General features: G+C 70.4%; 18 protein-coding genes. 11 read left to right on the top strand and 7 right to left on the bottom strand.

The genetic code is table 11. The features are described from left to right. Positions 1 to 90 precede the first annotated feature (90 nt). From FF096_RS23695 to FF096_RS23685, 3 genes are all read left to right on the top strand, one after another. A complete protein-coding gene (locus tag FF096_RS23695) occupies positions 91 to 1,623 on the top strand; it encodes an acyl-CoA carboxylase subunit beta (RefSeq protein ID WP_309223842.1) in 1,533 nt (510 codons plus the stop codon). 78 nt (positions 1,624 to 1,701) lie between these two features. After that, positions 1,702 to 2,850 carry an acyl-CoA dehydrogenase family protein gene (locus tag FF096_RS23690; protein ID WP_155221769.1) on the top strand — a complete coding sequence of 383 codons (1,149 nt, stop codon included), beginning with the start codon at positions 1,702 to 1,704 and terminating at the stop codon, positions 2,848 to 2,850. Positions 2,851 to 2,928: 78 nt separating this feature from the next. After that, a complete protein-coding gene (locus FF096_RS23685) occupies positions 2,929 to 5,391 on the top strand; it encodes a helix-turn-helix domain-containing protein (protein WP_155221768.1) in 2,463 nt (820 codons plus the stop codon). Positions 5,392 to 5,695: 304 nt separating this feature from the next. Here the strand turns inward: FF096_RS23685 and FF096_RS23680 are convergent, their stop codons facing one another. Next, positions 5,696 to 6,202: a MarR family transcriptional regulator gene (locus tag FF096_RS23680; protein ID WP_309223841.1), complete on the bottom strand. Its 507-nt coding sequence runs from the start codon at positions 6,200 to 6,202 to the stop codon at positions 5,696 to 5,698. A gap of 104 nt (positions 6,203 to 6,306) precedes the next feature. On the opposite strand from FF096_RS23680, the gene FF096_RS23675 reads away from it, so the two are divergent. Further along, positions 6,307 to 6,888, top strand: coding sequence for a YceI family protein (locus tag FF096_RS23675; protein ID WP_155221767.1), 582 nt, complete (start codon positions 6,307 to 6,309; stop codon positions 6,886 to 6,888). 324 nt (positions 6,889 to 7,212) lie between these two features. Next, positions 7,213 to 8,691: a glutamate--cysteine ligase gene (locus FF096_RS23670; RefSeq protein WP_155221766.1), complete on the top strand. Its 1,479-nt coding sequence runs from the start codon at positions 7,213 to 7,215 to the stop codon at positions 8,689 to 8,691. A 45-nt stretch (positions 8,692 to 8,736) separates the two neighbouring features. Here FF096_RS23670 and FF096_RS23665 read toward each other — a convergent pair whose 3' ends face one another. Then, positions 8,737 to 10,146: a hypothetical protein gene (locus FF096_RS23665; protein ID WP_230462897.1), complete on the bottom strand. Its 1,410-nt coding sequence runs from the start codon at positions 10,144 to 10,146 to the stop codon at positions 8,737 to 8,739. 122 nt (positions 10,147 to 10,268) lie between these two features. Here FF096_RS23665 and FF096_RS23660 point away from each other — a divergent pair, with 122 nt between their 5' ends. Next, positions 10,269 to 10,958 (top strand): PASTA domain-containing protein, encoded by a 690-nt coding sequence (locus FF096_RS23660; RefSeq protein WP_155221765.1) that lies wholly within the window; start codon positions 10,269 to 10,271, stop codon positions 10,956 to 10,958. Between the two features lie 98 nt (positions 10,959 to 11,056). Continuing rightward, positions 11,057 to 11,896 carry a PASTA domain-containing protein gene (locus tag FF096_RS23655; RefSeq protein WP_155221764.1) on the top strand — a complete coding sequence of 280 codons (840 nt, stop codon included), beginning with the start codon at positions 11,057 to 11,059 and terminating at the stop codon, positions 11,894 to 11,896. A 9-nt stretch (positions 11,897 to 11,905) separates the two neighbouring features. Here FF096_RS23655 and FF096_RS23650 read toward each other — a convergent pair whose 3' ends face one another. Both FF096_RS23650 and FF096_RS23645 read right to left on the bottom strand, forming a co-directional pair. Next, positions 11,906 to 12,346, bottom strand: a complete 441-nt coding sequence (locus FF096_RS23650) for a hypothetical protein (protein WP_375335384.1) — start codon at positions 12,344 to 12,346, stop codon at positions 11,906 to 11,908. Positions 12,347 to 12,522: 176 nt separating this feature from the next. Continuing rightward, complete coding sequence (locus FF096_RS23645; RefSeq protein ID WP_309223840.1) at positions 12,523 to 12,810, bottom strand: hypothetical protein; 288 nt, start codon at positions 12,808 to 12,810, stop codon at positions 12,523 to 12,525. A 568-nt stretch (positions 12,811 to 13,378) separates the two neighbouring features. Between FF096_RS23645 and FF096_RS23640 the strand changes: the two genes are divergently transcribed. The 3 genes from FF096_RS23640 to FF096_RS23630 all read left to right on the top strand — a co-directional run bounded on the left by FF096_RS23640 (position 13,379) and on the right by FF096_RS23630 (position 15,059). Further along, the gene (locus tag FF096_RS23640; protein WP_309223839.1) at positions 13,379 to 14,254 is read left to right on the top strand and encodes a helix-turn-helix transcriptional regulator; all 876 of its coding nucleotides are present in this window, start codon (positions 13,379 to 13,381) and stop codon (positions 14,252 to 14,254) included. Beyond that, complete coding sequence (locus FF096_RS23635; RefSeq protein WP_309223838.1) at positions 14,230 to 14,466, top strand: DUF397 domain-containing protein; 237 nt, start codon at positions 14,230 to 14,232, stop codon at positions 14,464 to 14,466. The genes FF096_RS23640 and FF096_RS23635 overlap by 25 nt, the downstream gene beginning before the upstream one ends. Positions 14,467 to 14,657: 191 nt before the next feature. Further along, positions 14,658 to 15,059 (top strand): hypothetical protein, encoded by a 402-nt coding sequence (locus FF096_RS23630; RefSeq protein WP_155221762.1) that lies wholly within the window; start codon positions 14,658 to 14,660, stop codon positions 15,057 to 15,059. Here FF096_RS23630 and FF096_RS23625 read toward each other — a convergent pair. After that, positions 15,027 to 15,626 carry a hypothetical protein gene (locus tag FF096_RS23625; RefSeq protein WP_155221761.1) on the bottom strand — a complete coding sequence of 200 codons (600 nt, stop codon included), beginning with the start codon at positions 15,624 to 15,626 and terminating at the stop codon, positions 15,027 to 15,029. The two genes, FF096_RS23630 and FF096_RS23625, sit on opposite strands and share 33 nt — an antisense overlap. Before the next feature lie 221 nt (positions 15,627 to 15,847). Between FF096_RS23625 and FF096_RS23620 the strand changes: the two genes are divergently transcribed. Continuing rightward, positions 15,848 to 17,722 (top strand): S8 family serine peptidase, encoded by a 1,875-nt coding sequence (locus FF096_RS23620; protein WP_155221760.1) that lies wholly within the window; start codon positions 15,848 to 15,850, stop codon positions 17,720 to 17,722. A 60-nt stretch (positions 17,723 to 17,782) separates the two neighbouring features. On the opposite strand, the gene FF096_RS23615 is transcribed toward FF096_RS23620, so the two are convergent. Together FF096_RS23615 and FF096_RS23610 are read right to left on the bottom strand one after the other, a co-directional pair. After that, positions 17,783 to 18,580, bottom strand: a complete 798-nt coding sequence (locus tag FF096_RS23615; RefSeq protein ID WP_155221759.1) for a WecB/TagA/CpsF family glycosyltransferase — start codon at positions 18,578 to 18,580, stop codon at positions 17,783 to 17,785. Then, positions 18,577 to 19,692: an NAD-dependent epimerase/dehydratase family protein gene (locus tag FF096_RS23610; RefSeq protein WP_155221758.1), complete on the bottom strand. Its 1,116-nt coding sequence runs from the start codon at positions 19,690 to 19,692 to the stop codon at positions 18,577 to 18,579. The genes FF096_RS23615 and FF096_RS23610 overlap by 4 nt, the downstream gene beginning before the upstream one ends. Between the last annotated feature and the right edge of the window lie 39 nt (positions 19,693 to 19,731).

Genomic DNA, 19,731 nt, shown 5'->3' with positions numbered 1-19,731 from the left:
CGCCGTGGGCCGCGATGCGTTACCCTAACGATCGTTCAGGCTGGTTGGGGCCCGTGCCGTGGCGGCGACGGGAGGCGGCGAGGGGGCGGCGTGACGCTCGACGGTGAGGCACTGGAGCAGCTGCGCAAGCGGATCCGTGCCGGTGGCGCGGAGAAGTACCACGCGGCGAACGCGGCCAAGGGGAAGCTGTTCGCCCGGGAGCGGGTCGCGCTCCTCGTCGACGAGGGCAGCTTCGTCGAGGACGGCCTCTACGCCAACGCCCTCGCCGAGGGGCTGCCGGCGGACGGGGTGGTCACCGGCACCGCCTCCATCGACGGTCGTCAGGTCTGCCTGATGGCCAACGACTCCACGGTCAAGGCCGGCAGTTGGGGTGCCCGCACCGTCGAGAAGATCATCCGGATCATCGAGCGGGCGTACGACACCGGAGTCCCGATGGTCTACCTGGTCGACTCGGCCGGAGCCCGGATCACCGACCAGGTCGAGCTGTTCCCCGGTCGGCGCGGCGCCGGGAAGATCTTCTGGAACCAGGTCCGTGCCTCCGGCTCGATCCCCCAGGTCTGCGCACTGTTCGGGCCCAGCGCGGCCGGTGGGGCATACATCCCGGCGTTCTGCGACGTGGTCGCCATGGTCGACGGCAACGCCAGTATGTATCTCGGCTCGGACCGGATGGTCGAGATGGTCACCGGCGAGAAGACCACCCTGGAAGCGATGGGCGGGGCACGGGTGCACTGTGCCGAGTCCGGCGTCGGGCATTTCCTCTGCAAGTCCGAGGAAGAGGCGCTCGACGTGGTGAAACGCTACCTGTCCTACCTGCCGGCGAACTGGACGCAGCAACCACCCGTGGCCCCGGCCGTCGAGGCACCGGCCAAGACCGACCTCGCCGCGCTGGTGCCGGCGAGCGAGCGCCAGGCGTTCGACATGCGGCGGTACGTCAAGGGCCTGCTCGACGAGGGCAGCTTCTTCGAGATCCAGGCCCTCTGGGCCAAGGAGCTGACCATCGGCTTCGGCCGGCTGAACGGCGAGGTCGTCGGCGTGGTCGGCAACAACTCGATGTTCAAGGGCGGGGTGCTCTTCGTCGACTCGGCCGACAAGGCGACCCGTTTCGTGCAGCTCTGCGACGCGTTCAACGTGCCGCTGCTGTTCCTCAGTGACGTGCCCGGGTTCATGGTCGGCAGCGCGGTGGAGAAGCAGGGCATCATCCGGCACGGCGCGAAGATGATCACCGCGATCTCCGAGGCGACCGTACCCAAGATCTGCGTGGTGGTCCGCAAGGCATACGGTGCCGGCCTCTACGCCATGGCCGGGCCGGGCTTCGAGCCGGACGCCACCATCGCCCTGCCCACCGCGAAGATCGCCGTGATGGGTGCGGAGGCCGCGGTGAACGCCGTGTACGCCAACAAGATCGCGGCGATCGAGGACGAGGCCGAGCGGGCCGCGTTCGTCGCCGCCCGGCGCGAGGAGTACGAGCAGGACATCGACGTGGTACGACTCGCCAGTGAACTGGTGGTCGACGCGATCGTTGAGCCACAGGAGCTGCGCACCGAACTGGTACGCCGGTTCGCCGCCGCGCGTAGCAAGCAGCGGCACTTCTCCCGGCGACGGCACGGCGTCACCCCGGTCTGAGTCGCCCGTCCGGCACCAGCACGTACCCGTCCCGGCGTCACGAGCGCCCGACGGACCGTCCACACAGGAGGAAACCCGATGGACTTCCGGCTCACCGAGGAGCACGAGGCGCTTCGCGACAGCGTGCGGGACTTCGCCCGCGAGGTGGTCGCCCCGGTCATCGCCGAGCACTACGAGCAGCACACCTTCCCGTACGAGGTCATTCGCCAGATGGGCAAGATGGGCCTGTTCGGCTTGCCCTTCCCCGAGGAGCACGGCGGCATGGGCGGGGACTACTTCGCCCTCTGCCTGGCCCTGGAGGAGTTGGCCCGGGTGGACTCCAGCGTGGCGATCACCCTGGAGGCGGCGGTGTCGCTGGGTGCGATGCCGATCTACCGGTTCGGCACCGAGGAGCAGCAGGCCCGGTGGCTGCCGAAGCTGCTCAGCGGCGAGGCGCTGGCCGGATTCGGGCTCACCGAGCCGGGCACCGGCTCGGACGCCGGGGGCACCGAGACCCGGGCGGTGCTGGACGGAGACGAGTGGGTCATCAACGGCTCGAAGGCGTTCATCACGAACTCGGGTACGGACATCACCGCCCTCGTCACCGTCACCGCCGTCACCGGCACCCGGCCGGACGGCTCGAAGGAACTGTCCACGATCATCGTGCCGAGCGGTACGCCCGGCTTCACCGTCGCGCCCGGCTACTCCAAGGTCGGCTGGACCGCCTCGGACACGCACGAGTTGACCTTCGACGACTGCCGGGTGCCGGCGGAGAACCTGCTCGGCGAGCGCGGGCGGGGCTTCGCCCAGTTCCTGCGCATTCTCGACGAGGGGCGGATCGCCATCGCCGCGTTGGCCGTGGGCCTCGCCCAGGGCTGCGTCGACGAGTCGATCAAGTACGCGAAGGAGCGGCACGCCTTCGGTCGGCCGATCGGCAACTACCAGGCGATCCAGTTCAAGATCGCCGACATGGAGATGAAGGCGTACACCGCGCGGCTCGCCTACTACGACGCCGCTGCCCGGATGCTGGCCGGCGAGCCGTTCAAGCGGCAGGCGGCGATCGCCAAGCTGCACGCGAGCACGATCGCGGTGGACAACGCGCGCGAGGCGACTCAGATCCACGGTGGCTACGGCTTCATGAACGAGTACCCGGTGGCCCGGTTCTGGCGGGACTCCAAGATCCTGGAGATCGGTGAGGGCACCTCCGAGGTGCAGCGCATGATCATCGCGCGTGACCTGGGGATGTAGTCAGGTTTCGGCACGGGATCGTCGGGTGGCCGACGATCCCGTGTCCAATGTCGGTCCTGGCCCGTATTGTCCCTGCGCATGGCTCCCGGTCATGATCGTCAATCCATCCCGTCGCACGCCGCCTTAGCGGAGCTGTTGCGGGCGCATCGGCTGGCTGCCGGGGCGACCCAGGCTGAGCTGGCAGCCCGCGCCGGTATCGGGGTGCGGACGGTCCGTGACCTGGAACGTGCGCGTTCCACCCGGCCGCAGCGCACCACTGTCGAACTGCTCGCCAAGGCGCTCGGACTGACCGGCCCCGACCGGGCGGCCTTCCTCGCCGCCGCCCGGGGCACCGGCCCGACGACCCCACCGCCTGCGACCGGCACGCCATTGGGTTTGCCGCCCGCGCCGGAACTCATCGGGCGGGAGCGCGACCTAACCGAACTGGCCACCCTGTTGAGCGAGTCGCGCGGCCCCCGGGTGGTGAGCCTGGTGGGGCTGGCCGGCGTCGGCAAGACGGCACTGGCGTTGGCGGCGGTCCACGCCGCCGCACCCGCCCATGCCGGCGGTGTCGCGGGTGTCCTGATCGGAGCCGGATCGGACGCGGCCGACGTGCTCGCCGCCGCACTGACCGTCTTCGGCGTCGCCCGGGACACCGAGTTGGCCGCACGGCTCGGTGACCGGCCGGCGCTACTGCTGGTGGACGCCGTGGAGCGGGCGCCCGACCCGGTGGCCGGCACCCTGCGACGCCTGGTCGACGCGGTACCGTCGCTGCGGGTGGTGGTCACCGGGCGGCATCCGGTCGGGTTGCCCGGTGAGTGGGTGCGTCCCGTCTCGCCGTTGGAGGTGCCACCACCGGGAGCCACTGATCCGGCGACGCTCGCCCGCTGTCCGGCGGTCACCCTGTTCCTCTCGCGGCTGGCGCAGGTCCGGCGGGAACCGCCGACCGACGCCGAGTTGCCGGCGTTGGCCGCACTGGTGCATCGGCTGGGTGGGCTGCCGCTGGCCATCGAACTGATGGCGGCGCGCGGTCGGCTGCTCGACCTGACCGAACTTCTCGACCGGTACGGCGACCGGGTGCTGGACCTGGACACCTCGGCCGCCACGCACAGCGGGTGGGAGACGCGGCCCCGGGGCGACGAGCCCCGCACCGCAGTGGCGGAGACGCTCCGCGACGCGGTGGCCACGAGTTACCGGCTGCTCGCCGACGAGGAGCGGGCGGCGCTGCGCCACCTCGCCGCCTTCGGCAACAGGTGGTCGGTCGAGATGGCCGAGGAGATGCTCGCCGGCACCGGCGTCGACCCGGTGCCGCTGCTGAACCGCTTCCTCGATCTCGGGCTGCTGAGCGTACGAGGTGGCGGCTCGTTCCGGTTCCGACTCGTCGACGCCGTCCGGGACTACGCGGTCGAGCAGGCTTCCGGCGCCGGTGAGTCGATGATGATCCGACGCCGACACGCGCGGCTGGTGACCCGACTGGTGGAGCGGACCGCAGCGGGGATGACCGGTGCCGGTGCCGTTGCGGCGGCACACCGCCTCGACGAGGTCACCGGCGACATCAGTTCGGCACTGGCGTACGCGGCGGTCGACGACCCGCTGACCGCGTTGCGCCTCGCGGTGAGTCTGCCCCGGTGGTGGCGGTTACGCGGGCGGGACGTGGTCGGGCGGCAGTGGCTGCTGCGTCTGCTGGCCGATCCGCGTACCGCCGATGCCGACCGGGCCCTGCGGGCGCGGGCCTCGGTCGGGGTGGCGATGCTCGCCGGGGAGCACGGTGCGGCGGCGATGGAACTGCCGACGGCCCGTGCGGCGCTGGCGGAGTTCCGTCGGCTCGGTGACGTGTCGGGCGAGTTGGAGGCGCGTACGGTGCTGGGCGTCCTGCTGGCCGCCACCGGTCGGCCCGGCCTGGCGCGGGAGCAGTCGGAGGCGGTGCTGGCCCTGGCCACCGAGCACGGCCTGACCCGCCAGATGGCAGTCGCACAACACCAGTTGGCGTGGCACGAGATCAGACTCGGTGAGCTGGCCACGGCACGCCGTCGGCTGGCCGTGGTGGACCGGCTCGGTGGGCAGTGTGCCGAGCAGCGACTGCGGGTGCTGGCCCGGGGCACCGTCGCGGAGGTGCTCCGCCTGGAGGGCCGGTACGCCGAGGCGGTGGACGAGGCCAGGCGGGTGTTGGCGGCCTTCGGCGAGTTGGGCACTCCGCGTAGTCGGCGGCGGGTGTTGGGGACGCTGGGTCTGGCGCTCGCCCAGGACGGGCGGGCGGCCGAAGCCGAGCAGGTGCTCGCCGAGCTGCGTCCGCTCGACGGCACCGGGGCGCTGATCGAGGGCCACCTGGCGCTGCATCGTGGGGACCGGGAGGCCGCGGCGGAGTGGTTCGCGGCGGCGGAGCCGGACGAGGCCGGTCGGGACCGACGGACGGTGGTGGAGGCTCTGGTGGGTCTGGCGGCGAGCACCTCCGACGCGGCGGTCGCCGATCGGGTGGAACTGGCCTGCCGCCAGGGTGGCATCCGGCTGCTGAAACACGAGGAGGAACTGCTCCACGCGGTGCCGGTGACGCGGAACGCCTAGGGTGGCCGGGCGGTCGGTGATCCCGACGCCAGCGGGTGTCGGTGGCGGGGACGGGGGCGGCGCGGACGAGGAAGCCCCCTTGTTGCCACCCCTCGCTCATCGCCCGCGCCGGTGCCCCCGCTGCCCCCCGCCGGTGCGACATTAGCGAGGAGCAGTGAGGCCAGCTGTCGGGTTTGACGGCCTATCGCCTATTGATCCTTTGGTTCTGCCGGTCATTCTGCCGGTGATGTCACCCTTGGCTGTCGGCGCGAACACCGAGGGTTCGCATGGCGGCCGAGATGTCGTACGGCATCGCGGGTATCGCTCATCTCCCCTCGTCGCACTCGGTCGACGGCTCGTCGTTGCCACTGCCGGCGGTCGCGCAGGGGTGCACGGCGTCGCGTACCCGGCGCAGTCCGCTGAGCAGCGCGTCGAGTGCGGCTGGGTCGAGTTGCCCGGTGAACCAGTCCTCGATGAGCTGCAGGTGTCCGGGCAGGCTCTCGTCGAGGCGGCGCAGTCCTGCGGGCGTCACAACCGCGTACGAACTGCGTCGGTCAGAGGGGCAGGCGCGGCGAGTGATCAACCCGTCGCGTTCCATCCGGTCCACCACGCGGGTCACGCCGCTGGTGGACAGTGAGGTCTGGGCGGCGAGATCCGTCATCCGCAGCTGGTTCGCGGGTGAGCGGGTGAGTCTGGTCAGCACCTCGAACTCGACCGGTGACAGACCGTGCTCCTCCAGTTGCGCGGCGAATCGCGCGGCCAGCCCGGCGTGTACCTCGAAGAGCAGGCCAACCGCCGTGATTCGAGGATCTTCGAAGGCGTTCGCGTTCACAGGTACATCGTACCAATCCTTGACAGCTGGAATATTGCCGAAGGTATAGTTGTTGAAGCAGCTGTTGTGCTACTCAACAATATCTTCCCGGAGGGCAGTTTCTCATGACCAGCAGCACCGACCCGGTTACCCGCGAGTGGAACGGCCTCACGATCCCCGCAGCCGGCACCTACCTGCTGGACGCGGCGCACAAGCGAGTCGGCTTCGTCGCCCGACACATGATGGTAAGTAAGGTCCGCGGCGACTTCGCCGACGCGAGCGCCACCATCACGATCGCCGAGGAGCCGCTGGAGTCTACGGTCTCCGCCACCATCCAGGCCGCGAGCATCAACACCGCCCAGGCGGACCGGGACGCGCACCTGCGCAGCCCGGAGTTCCTCGACGTGGAGAAGTTCGCCACGCTGGAGTACCGCAGCACCGGTGTGAAGTCCCACGAGGGCAACGAGTTCGTCCTGGCCGGTGAGCTGACCATCAAGGACGTGACCCGCCCGGTCGACCTCAAGGTCGAGTTCGAGGGCGTCGGCCGCAGCCCCTTCGGTCAGGACATCTTCGGCTTCTCGGCGAGCACCGAGATCGACCGGGAGGAGTTCGGCCTGACCTGGAACGTCGCCCTGGAGTCGGGTGGCGTCCTGGTCGGCAAGAAGATCAAGATCGAGATCGAGGGCGAGGCGATTCGCCAGTCCTGACCCGCATACCCCGACAGGCCCGCGCCCGCACCGCGCGGGCCTGTCGGCTGTCCGGGTACGGCTCCTCGTCCCGGCCGCTCGCAGGTGCGAATTGTCACAACCTGTTCTTCGACGAATACCGAGGGCCCGACGAGGCGGCTGGGTAGGTAGTCGGGCGGGAGTGATCGACCTGGTCCGTGTCGGTGCCATCGGCCTCAACGGCGAGGCGGGCGGCGGCAATAGACCGGCCTTCGGGGTGGCCTGGCTCGACGTTTCCAGCGAGTATGGTTCACAGTGCGCTCCGGAGCGGCACCGTTTCGTGGGCGTCGCGCGCCGGGAGGAAACATGGGCAGGGACGTCGATCGAGCCGCCTTCTCCCGTGAGGATCGGATTCGGTACCGGCAGAAGGTCCGTCGCTGCCTGGACGTGTTCGCGCTGATGCTCGACGACTTCGGCTTCGACGCCGACCGGCCGATGACCGGTCTGGAGATCGAGCTGAACCTGGTCGACCCGGCGGCCGAACCAGCCATGCGCAACGAGGAGATCCTCGCCGCGATCGCCGACCCGTTGTTCCAGACCGAGCTGGGGCAGTTCAACCTGGAACTCAACGCCAACCCCCGGCTGATCTCCGGTAACGGGTTCGCGGACTACGAACGCGACCTGTGCGCCAGCCTCAACCGCGCCAACGAGCGGGCCGCGCGGTCGGACACCCGGATCGTCCTGGTCGGCATCCTGCCCACGTTGAACGAGCGACACCTGGTGGCGGACAACCTCTCCACCAACGAGCGGTACCGGGTGCTGAACGACCAGATCGTCGGGGCCCGGGGCGAGGACATCGAACTCGACATCCGAGGCGTCGAGCGACTGCGTACGCACAACGACTCGATCGCGCCGGAGGCGGCCTGCACCAGCCTCCAGTTCCACCTCCAGGTGGCACCGGACAGCTTCGCCGACTACTGGAACGCCTCGCAGGCGATCGCCGCCGCCCAGGTGGCGGTGGGTGCCAACTCGCCCTTCCTGTACGACCGCCAGCTCTGGTCGGAGACCCGAATCGCCCTGTTCGAACAGGCCACCGACACCCGGCCGGACGAGTTGAAGACCCAGGGCGTACGGCCTCGGGTCTGGTTCGGTGAGCGGTGGATCACCTCGATCTTCGACCTCTTCGAGGAGAACGTCCGCTACTTCCCGCCACTGCTGCCGATCTGCGAGAGCGAGGACCCGGTGGAGGTCCTGCACGCCGGTGGCGTACCCGAACTGGCCGAGCTGCGACTGCACAACGGCACCGTCTACCGGTGGAACCGACCCGTGTACGACATCATGGACGGTCGCCCGCACCTGCGGGTGGAGAACCGGGTGCTGCCGGCCGGACCGACCGTGGTCGACATGTTGGCCAACGCGGCCTTCTACTTCGGGCTGGTCCGGGGCATGGCCGAGGCCGATCGGCCGATCTGGAGCCAGCTCACCTTCAGCTCCGCCGAGGAGAACTTCCACGCGGCTGCCCGCCGCGGCATGGACGCGGTCCTGCACTGGCCCCGGCTGGGCGATGTTCCGGTGACCACGTTGGTGCTCGACACGCTGTTGCCGATCGCCGCGGCCGGTCTCGACGGCTTCGGCGTCGCCCCGGCCGACCGGGACCGGCTGCTCGGCATCATCGAGCAACGCTGTCGTACCGGCCGCAACGGTGCGGTCTGGCAGACCACCACGGTGTGGGCCGCCGAGCGGCAACTGGGTCTGGATCGCCGGGCCGCCCTGCACCACATGCTCCAGCGTTACGCGGAGCTGCAGTACACCAACGAACCGGTGCACACCTGGCCGCTCGACTGAGCAGCCGTGCCGGGCCCGTCCCGAAGTCACCTTTCGCGGCGGTGATTAGCGGCCCCGGCGCTGTTGCCGGCCGCGACCCCCGCCACTGCCCTGGGGCGTCGTGTCGTCGCCGGAGGGCGACGGGTCGCTCTCCGTGCCCGCCTCCACCGGACTCGGCTTCGTCGTCGAGGACTTCGGTGCGGGCGACTTCTTCGATGCGGATGACCTGGCTGCTCCCGGTTCGGCCGGTGCCAACTTGGATGTGCCGGAGGTTGGTGCGGGCTTGGACGCGGCGGGCGTCGGTGCGGGCTTGGACGCGGCGGGCGTCGGTGCGGCGTCCGTCCGGGGCTCGGTCACCTCGCCGGCTGTCGTCCCGGCCCGGGGTCGGGTACCCGGCTCGGAACGGTCGGTGTCCGGATCGGACGCCTCGGTGAGGCGGTCGGTGTCCCCGACCCGTTGCCGGGGCAGCACCGGAGCGGCGCCGGGACTGCTCGACCGGCTCTGTGCGAGCCGGGCAGACCGTTGGGCGAGCGCCGCCAGCAGGACCGACCCGCCGATGCCGACGATCACCGCGTACGGGGCGATGAGGTGGGCGGACACCTGCTCCGGGCTGATCGCCGTGAGCCTCGGCACGGCGAGGAAGTACGCGATGGCCACCAGCAGCGGTCCGGCGGCACCCGAGGCGGTGGCACCGACCCGCCGGTCGGCCGTGCGTACTCCACTGCGAGCGGCCAGTGCGCCGATGATCAGCGCCGAACCGAGCGACAGCACCGCACCGGGCCAGTAGAAGTAGTCCCGGATCCAGAACTGGTCGCTGCCGGAGCTGAGTTGCCAGATGCCGAGCTGTGCGGTGGTCAGCCCACGACCGGCGATCACCGAGTCGACGACGGCGATGACCGCGAGCAGCCAGAGCCAGCCAGCGGTGGCGATGACGTTGGTGGCGGCGGCGCGGCACCGCAGCGTCCAGACCGCCACGAGCGTCCCGACCAGCACGCCGACCGCTGCGTACCCGGCGGCCATGTCCCGGGGAGACGGGGTGTCCGGCACCACCGCGACCCGGGCCGGTACGGCGACCAGCAACACCGTGATCAGTGCGCCGAGCCCGGCGGCCACGGCCAGGGCGATCCCCCACAGCCCGCCACCGGCCGGCTTGACGATGGCGGCGGGCGGTTCACCGGCGGGCGGGACCGGCGCATCGGACGCCGCTGATTCGTCGACCACGGCGTCGGGCGGGGACGCGGCCTGACGGCGGTCGTGCAGCCGTTGCGCGCAGACCGCACCGAAGATGGTCGAGGTGGCAGCGATCCAGGTGGCCCAGATCAGGCTGGCCACCCAGGCCGCCGTACCGACGGTCGCCTCGTCGGGTGCCCAGTTGAGAATGCCCAAGCCGTACCCGAAGCCCAGTTGGGCGGCCCCGGCACCGGCTGCCACGCCGCACGCGGTGGCGATCGATCCTCCCCAGCCCTGTCTGGCCATGCCGGGCAGCGTAACGTCCTGTGGTCGGTGCGGCGAGTTGTGCGCGGGCATCGACCGGCAACGGTTACGGACAGTGCTTGGCCCGGATCGCTACGGTCGCGGGTTATGAGGTGGTGGGCGGGATGACGGACGGGACCACGGGTGGGCGGCCGGGACGCGGTGACACCGGCCCGGATCGGACGAAACTGATCATCACTGGTGGGGCCGCTGCCGTACTGCTCGCCATCATCGGTGGGACCGGCGGGTGGATGCTCGCCGGCGATCACGCGCGGCAGGACAAGGTGGCATCCGATGCCATCGACGCCCCCACCCCTACCCCCGCCGTTCGCAGCTCGCCACCACGGGAGCGGCCCAAGCCGACCGTCTCGGCTTCGCCGAGTAGCAGCCCCAGCCAGTCGCAGCCGAGCGGACTCACCGTCCCGGACCTGGTCGGCCTGGACTTCGAAGAGGCCCGGGACGAACTGCGGAAGCTGGGCCTGGGCTGGCAGCTCATCTTCGGCAGCGGTGACAGTTCCAGCGTACGCAGCACCGACCCGGCCCCGGGCACGCCGGTGCGACGCGGTGTCACCGTCAAGGTCAACGTGGCTGGGGCGGCCCCACCGAACGAGGTGCCGGACCTCGTCGGTGAGGCGTGCAACGAGGCGGGAGCCGAACTCGTCGAGGACGGCTTCTCCCCCCGCTATCCCAACGGCCGCTCCGGCACGGTCACCAGGCAGCAACCGGTGAGCGGAACGGTCGGCAGGTGGAACGACGTGGTCCAGCTCTGGTGCGGCGCGCCGCAGAGCGAGGAGGACAGCGCTCCGGCCCCGTGACGCGGACCCGACACGCTGATGCCGACCGATGACCGGCGGAACCGCTAGGTTGGCCGTCAGGGGCCTGTTGCCCGCCCGACCGGCGGAAAGGACGTGCCATGAGCGACGACCGCCAGGAGCCGACCGACGGGCAGCCGGACGACCGGACCCGCCCGATCCCCTCGGACAGTCCAGACGAGACCGCGCCGTTGGGGCGTACGCCCGACGAGTCGGCGCGGGCGGCGGACGAGACCGCGCCGCTGGGGCGTACCGCTGACGAGACCGCACCGCCGGACCGGGCGACCGACGGGCCGACGCCGCCCCCCGACGCCACCGCGCCGCTGCCACCGACCCAGCGTTCGGCGGCCTGGTCCGGTCGGGCGGAGGTGCCCTCGGTACGGCCGGGAGCGGACCAGGAACTGACCGGCGACTGGTACGCCGACGAGCAGCCCGGCCGAGCGTGGTGGCTACCGATCCTCTGGGGCATTCTGCTGTTGCTCCTGCTCGCCCTGATCGGAGGCGGTTTCTGGCTGGCGAGCCAGGGCCTGCTCGACGACGACGGGCCGGCCTCGGAGTCGCCATCGCCGACCACCCAGGCCACACCGACGACGGCATCGGCCTCGCCGACCACCGCGTCCCCGTCGGCGTCATCACCGCCGCCGACGAGCGCCGCCCCGGCGCTGGTGCCGGTACCGCCGCTGGTCGGGTTGCCGGAGGCTGCCGCGCGGGCGGCGTTGGACGGGCTCGATCTCGACTATCGGGTGGAGTACCGCCCGTCGGATCAGACGCCGGGAACCGTCGTCTCCACCGACCCGGGGGCCGGGGAACTGGTGGAGCCGGGTGACGAGGTGCTGCTGGTGGTCGCCACGGCCAGTCCGAGTCCGTCGCCGACGACGGATGAGCCGACGCCGGACGAGCCGACGACCGAGCCGTCCGTCACGACGAGCCCCACCCCGTGATCGCTGGCGTCACCACATGCGGCGTCTGGTGCCCACCAGTCCGAGACCGGCGAGGGAGATCGCCAGTCCGAACACTCCGGACCAGAAGAGTGAGCGGCGCAGTTCCTCCCGGCGGTGCTCATCCGTGGCCTGGGCGGGCGCGCCCTGGTCGGTGCGGTAGGTGGACTGCCCGGAGCCGCCGTTCGGGTCCGCCGGTGCGTCGACCGACCGCTCGTAGCGGCCGTCGTACGCGTAGGTGTCCCATACCTCCCCGGCCGGTGCGTCGGGCTCGACCGGTTCGCTCTCCACGACGGTGATCTCCGGGGCCGGTACGGGCTCGGCCAGCCGGGTGGACGACAGGGCGGGATCGCGGCCCAGCACCACCAGGGTGACGGCACCGAGCAGCACCAGGAGCCCGAGGGTGTAGGCGATACGGGACCGGTGAGGCTCCCGCGCGGACATATTGACCATGGCCATCCCAGACTCGGGGTCCGGGAGGCGCGGGGTGGAGACATGCCGGGGTGGGCACACCGATTCTATGTCGGCGGCACGCCCCCCGAATCCTTTTCACCTCGAACGAAGGCGGCGTGTGGCGGACCGCCGGGATCGCCGGCCCGCCCCGCCGACCAACTGGGCGGTCGCGCTGCTCAGCGCACCCGAACCGGAGTCCGTACGGTCGGTCGGCGTGCCGTACGCACCGTGTGTGGACGCGGCTGCGGAGCGGCCTGGACCTGCCGTAGCCCGGCCCGCTGGACGAAGATCGAGCGACGGTCGACCGCGTCCCCCGCCGCGTTCAACTCGTAGCCTTCGAGCCAGAGCCAGCCGTCGTAGGTGGGCCGGTCGAGCACCCGGATGACCCGGAACAGGATGGGTTTGCGGAACTGGACACTCGCCGCGCGAGTCACGTGCAGTACGTCACCGGAGCGGGGAAGCACATGGGCTCCTGGAAAGTCGGCCGGCGGGGAAGGGGCCGGCGAAGGACGATGGGGGGGTTGTCGCCGGGCTCCGGCGTCGAGATCGTGTCTCGGGGACCGGGGTCGGCTGGCTCGACCGTCGGTGTGGGGCCGCTGGTGGGAGGCTCCGACGCGATCGGTCGGCTGATCAGGAGGTGTCGCCGTGGCTGTCGCCGACAGGGTTGGGCGAGTGGCTCCCGATCCCGAGGGCCGTGTTGGCAGCTGACGGCCGGGAACGCCGATGACCCACCGCTCCACAAGCTTGATCACTCGTGGAGACGGATCGGAGACGGTCAGTAACCCGGGCCATAGGGACAGAGTGCATGAGGAGCGTGCGTCATGCAAGTTGCACGTCGACTTTTGCCGATACGTGAGCGGCTCGCGCGAAACGGCGCTTGAACGCGTTGGCACCCGGGCGGCACACTGAGAGCCGGCTTCGCCGCCGCGGCCGGCCGAGGACCGGCACCACCCACGCCGCGAACCCTCGCCGGGGAGGATCGCGCCACGGGCGAGTGGTGACAGGGGCGCGTCGAAGCGGAGAGGTGACACGGTGAGCGAGCGGCGCAGCCCGACCATCCGGCGGCGCCGGCTCGGCGCGGAGTTGCGCCGCCAGCGCGAGTCCGCCGGGATCACCATCGAGGCGGTGGCGGAGCAACTGGAATGCTCGGCCTCCAAGATCTCGCGCATCGAGACCGGCCACACCACGGCGACTCCCCGCGACGTTCGGGACATGCTCCGGATCTACGGAGTGGTCGGGGCGGAGAGCGACGAGCTGGTGCAGATCGCCCGTGAGGCGCGGCAGAAGGGCTGGTGGCACCCGTACAGCACGGTGCTGGTCGGGGCGTACGTGGGCCTGGAGGCGGCGGCCAGTTCGATCCGGGCGTACGAGCAGCAGGTGGTGCCGGGGCTGCTGGAGACCGAGGACTACGCCAGCGCCATGATCCGCGCGGCCCGCCCCGATTTCAGCGCTGATCAGGTGCAGCAACGGGTGCGTGTCCGACTCGGTCGTCAGTCGTTGTTGTCCCAGGACGATCCGGTCGATCTTTGGGTGGTGCTCGATGAGGCGGTGTTGAGCCGTCCGGTGGGCGGGGATGCGGTCATGCGTGACCAGCTCCTGCGGTTGGTGGAGGTGGCCCAGCTGCCGAACGTGACGCTTCAGGTCCTGCCGTTCGAGGTGGGGGCGCACGCCGGCATGGACGGCACCTTCACGATCCTCAGCTTCCCCGAACCCGGTGATCCGGATGTCGTGTACGCGGAGAACGCCACGGGTGGGCTCTTCCTGGAGAAGAGCGACGAACTACAGAAGTACAGCTTCATCTTCGATCACATTCGAGCAGCGGCCAAGCGTCCGGAGGAGTCTGTCGAGTACATCGCGAGACTGGCAGAGGAGCCGTTGTGGAAGTGGCGACGCAAGGATTCTCCGTGAACCTGGCGCAGGCGACATGGTTCAAGAGCTCGAAGAGCGGGCCGAACTGTGACAACTGCGTCGAGGTGGCGTACGTGACCGGGGCGGTCGGCGTCCGGGACTCGAAGGACAAGGCCGGACCGGCCCTGGTCTTCGCGCCGGGCAACTGGCACGCTTTCGTCGCCAGCACCAGGGACGGCGCGTTTCCCGGGCCTGACGCCCAGGGACGGTGACGACGGATCCCCGTTCGGCCAGTGGCCGAACGGGGATCCTGCTGTTGTCGGCCGAATCGCGTGGCCTGTCCCCCAGGGGTGCTCCGCCCGGCTGCCGTCGCTACATCGTGCCCGTCTCGTTGTACCTCTCGGTACGCGCTGGTCGACATCCCCCCGGCAGGGCGGGTAACCGAGCGAGGCAGGCGAGACGGATGACGAGTATCGGTTCGGAAAACCTCACCAACGGGCCGGGGAAGCCGGAACGGTTTGGCGGGAAGTATCGCGGGGCTCGGCGGGACACCGTACTGACCGAGGTGGTCTCGACGGAGACCGAGCACACGGGCCGGGAGACCCAGGCCGCGACGGAACAGTCGCCGCCACTCACCCTGCCGTCGTTGGACCCGAACCCGCTCACCGAGCCGTCCTTCCCGGCTGGCGGCTGGTCGGCGGCGGACGACGGATCCCTCGTGGACCACCCACTGCTACGCGGTCTGTTGATGGAATTGCCACCGAAGGGCAGCGTACCGCCGCCCGGGTGGCTCGACCGCTGGTTCGAGGCGACCAGGGCGATCCTGGAGCTGCTATATGTGCAGGGCGCGAGCCGGGCGCGGTGACGACACCCGCTCGGGCATGGCCCGCTCGGCCAGCCGGTTGTGACGCAACGCGTGTCGTACGCCGATCGCCGCGACGACCAGCGCCGCGACGGTGATCACCGGCCCGGTCGCCGCCGGGCCGAGGAACTGGCCGGCACCGCCCGCCGTGGCCACAGCCGGCAGTAGCGCCAGCCCGGTCACCTGCAACGGCAGTCCCACCAGCGGGTGCGCGGCGGCGGCGCGCAGTCCGTGCGGGGCGGGCGTTCCGGAGGCGACGGCCAGCGTGCCGGCTCCGGCCCACAGCCGGCGTAGCCGCCGCACCGTGCTGACCGCCACCAGCAGGGCGGGGACGGCAGCCAGCGCCAGCCCGTCGGCGGCCCGGTCGGCGAGCGTCGGGCCGACGGTGGTCAGCCCGGCGACCGGCAGAGCCACCAGCAGACCGAGCCCGGCCAGCGTCAGTACGAGCAGCCAGCCGGTGCGCTGGCGCAGCTCGCGAGCGTGGTTCAGGCGAGGGAGCCCCTCTGCGAGATAGCCAGCAGCCCACCAGACGGCGGCGACCGGAAGCAGGAGGGCGAGATGGCTCTGCATGCCCATCAGCCTTGCCCGATTTCCGGCCCGCCGAATCCGGGCCCACCCCCCGTTCGCCCCTGGACCGCCCCCGTAGGGGGAACCATCTCGTCGATGTTATGAGGGATCCGACATGTTTAACTGTCCGCGCACATCCAACTACCCTCACCGTGATCGGCATTCATCGATCAATCTGTCACGAGCAGATGGACGGTCGATGCCGGTCGGAGGGAGGTAGGAAGATGGCTCTTCCACAAAGGTCCGTGTTCGTCGGGCTGGCCGCGCTGGCCATGGTGGCGGCGGCTACGCCGGCCATGGCGGCCGAGCCGGTCGGCACCATCCGAAGCGCCGGCGGCGCGACCGCCGTCGAAAACAGCTACATCGTCGTGTTCAAGGACAGCGAGGTCAGCCGTAGCGCCGTCGGCTCCTCCGTGGACCGGCTGCTGCGCCGGCACGGCGGCGAGACCGCCCGGACCTACAGCGCGGCCGTCCGGGGCGCCGAGTTGCGCGTCAGCGCGCGGGCCGCAGCGCGGATCGCGGCGGACCCCGCCGTCGCGTACGTCGAACAGAACCACGTCGTATCCATCGCGGGCACCCAGACGAACCCCCCGTCCTGGGGCCTGGACCGGATCGACCAGCGGAACCTGCCGCTCAACAACTCGTACACCTACCCCAACACGGCCACCAACGTGACCTCGTACGTCATCGACACCGGCATCCGGACCACGCACTCGGACTTCGGCGGTCGGGCGATCTGGGGCACCAACACGGTCGACACCAACAACACCGACTGCAACGGTCACGGCACGCACGTGGCGGGCACGGTCGGTGGCTCGGCGTACGGCGTGGCCAAGGCGACCCGCCTGGTGGCGGTCAAGGTGCTCAACTGCTCCGGCAGCGGCACCAACGCCGGTGTCATCGCCGGCGTCGACTGGGTCACCGCCAACGCGGTGAAGCCGGCCGTCGCCAACATGAGCCTGGGCGGCGGGGCGAACACCGCCCTCGACAACGCAATCATCAACTCGATCAACTCCGGCATCACGTACGCGGTGGCCGCCGGTAACGGCAACTCCCTCGGCCAGCGGCAGAACGCCTGCAACTACTCGCCGGCCCGCGCCGAACCGGCGATCACCGTCGGTGCCACCCAGAGCAACGACGCCGCCGCGAGCTTCTCCAACTACGGCACCTGTGTGGACATCCTCGCCCCCGGCGTGGGCATCACCTCGGCCTGGCACTCCAACGACACCGCGACGAACACCATCAGCGGCACCTCGATGGCTTCGCCGCACGTCGCCGGGGCGGCGGCCCTGGTGCTGTCGGCCAACCCGACGTGGAGCCCGCAGCAGGTCCGCGACTACCTGGTCAACAACGCCACCCCGAACGTGATCTCGAACGTGGGCACCGGTACCCCGAACCTGCTGCTCTACGTGGTCAACGGCGACACCCCGCCGCCGGTCAACGACTTCTCGGTCTCGGTGTCGCCGACCTCCGGCTCCACCGCGCCGGGCGGTTCGGTGACCACGACGGTGGCCACCGCCACCACCAACGGGTCGGCCCAGTCGGTCAGCCTCTCGGCCAGTGGTCTGCCGTCCGGAGCGACCGCCTCGTTCAGCCCGGCCACCGTCACCTCCGGCGGGTCGTCCACGCTGACCATCAGCACCTCGGCCAGCACCCCGGCCGGCACGTACTCGGTGACCGTCACCGGTACCGCGGCCTCCGGCTCGAAGAGCGCGACGTACTCGCTGACGGTGACCGGCGGCAGTGGCGGTGGCTGCTCCGGGACCAACGGCACCGACGTGGCGATCCCGGACGCCGGCTCGGCGGTGACCAGCTCGATCACGATCTCCGGCTGCAACCGGAACGCCTCGTCCTCCTCGAAGGTCGCGGTGAACATCGTGCACACCTACCGTGGCGACCTGGTCATCGACCTGCTCGCCCCGGATGGCTCGTCCTACCGCCTGAAGAGCAACAACATCCTCGACTGGAGCCCCAACGTCAACACCACCTACACGGTGAACCTGTCCAGCGAGGCGGCGAACGGCACCTGGCGTCTCCAGGTGCGCGACGTCTACGGCGGTGACACCGGCTACATCAACACCTGGACGTTGACCCTCTGACGTCCGGACAGCGACGAACGGGCCCCGGCACAGCGCCGGGGCCCGTTTCGCCGGGTCAGGTCAGACCGCGAACTCGGTCGGGCGCTCGGTGGCCGGCGCGGGCGGCCGGGCCTTCCACAGCCCGGTCTTCTGCGCCAACAGCCGGCCCAGGTACGCGGGGTTCAGGATCACGTAGCGCCGCCACAGTCGCTTGGGCTCCAGGCCGAGGCGCCAGAACCACTCCAACCCGGCGCGCTGCATCCATGGCGGCGGCTGGCGCAGCAGCCCGGCGTGATAGTCGAAGGCCGCGCCGACCGCCATCATCGGCATGTCCAACAGCGGGCGCATCGCGTACGTGAAGATCTCCTGCCGGGGGCAGCCGAGCCCGACCAGGACCAGTCGAGCCCCGCTGGCCTTGATCCGTTCGGCGATGTCGGCGTCCTCGCCCGGCTGCACGCTACGGAACTTGGACGCCTCCACTCCGGCGATCTTCAGCGCCGGGAACATCCGCTCCAGCTCCGGGATCAGCCGGGCGAGCGTCTCCTCGGTCGAGCCGTACAGGTAGACCGGGAGCCCTTCGTCGGCGAAGCGGGAGAGTACGTGCAGGGTCAGCGTCGGACCGTAGACGCGATCGGTGAGCCCGGCACCGTGGAGCAGGTTCAGCGCCCAGCGTACCGGCTGACCGTCCGGGGTCACCACGTCGAAGGAGTTGAGCCGGGCGTTGTGCGCCGGGTCCAGCACGCCGGTCATCACGCCGTGCACGGCCAGCGCGGTCAGCGCCAGCGGTCGACGCTCCTGGGCGGCGGCCACGACCCGTTCGGTGGCCTCGGCGTAGGTGGTCGCGTCGACCAGGACGCCGAGCACGTTCTTCTTGGTCATGCCCCCGGCACCCACTTGTCCACGTTGGCCTCGTAGATCTCTCGCATGATCATCGGTACGTCGTACACCTGCTTCCAGTCCGGGTAGTCGGCCTGGAACGCCTCGTTGGAGCCGATCCACCACTTGTGGTCGCCGATCCGGTTGGCCTCGACGTACTCGGTGATCATTTCCTGGCCGGTGATCTGCTCGGCCAGCGCGAACGCCTCCCGGTTCGAGGTGTTCGAGTGCCGACCGCCGCCGAGGTTGTAGACAGCGGCCGAGCGGGGACTGCGGAAGAACGCCTCGAACGCCGAGACCACGTCCGAGCTGTGGATGGCGTCGCGGACCTGCTTACCCTGGTAGCCGAAGATCTTGTAGGTGCGGCGCTCCATGTTCGCCCGCATCACGTAGCCGAGGAAGCCGTGCAACTCGGTCGCGGAGTGCGCCGGCCCGGTCAGCGTGCCGCCCCGGAAACAGGCCGTCTTCATGTCGAAGTAGCGGCCGTACTCCTGCACCATGATGTCCGCCGCGACCTTCGAGGCACCGAAGATCGAGTGCAGGCAGGCGTCGATCGACATGTCTTCGCGGATGCCCTGCTCGTACGGGTGGCCCGGCTCGATCTCCCAGCGGGTCTCCAGTTCCACCAGGGGGAGGCTGTTCGGCCGGTCGCCGTAGACCTTGTTGGTGGAGCAGTGGATGACCGGGGCGTCGATGCAGTGTTCCCGCACGCTCTGCAGGACGTTCAGGGTGCCGGCGGCGTTCACGTCGAAATCCGTGAACGGGTCGCGCACCGCCCAGTCGTGCGAGGGCTGCGCGGCGGTGTGGATCACCACAGCCACATCCCGGCCGTACCGCCCGAACAGCGCGCCGAGCGCCGCCCGGTCCCGGATGTCGATGCTGTGGTGGGAGTACGCCCCACCCAACTCGTCCGTCAGCCGGCGGACGTTCCAGGCGGTGGACGCCTCCGCGCCGAAGAACTCCTGCCGCATGTCGTTGTCGATACCGACCACGTCGAGACCGAGGCCGGCGAAATGGCGGACCGCCTCAGAGCCGATCAGACCGCCCGACCCGGTCACGAATGCGACACTCACGAGCCACTCCTGGTGCGTCGGAGGCAGAAACCATCGGAGCATAGCGTGACGTCCGGCATGCCCTGATACGGAGCGAGGGCC

This window comes from Micromonospora sp. CP22 (genome assembly GCF_009712475.1).
GTDB lineage: Bacteria > Actinomycetota > Actinomycetes > Mycobacteriales > Micromonosporaceae > Micromonospora.
Note: the sequence above shows the minus strand (reverse complement) of the source record. Positions and strands in the feature narration are given on the sequence as shown.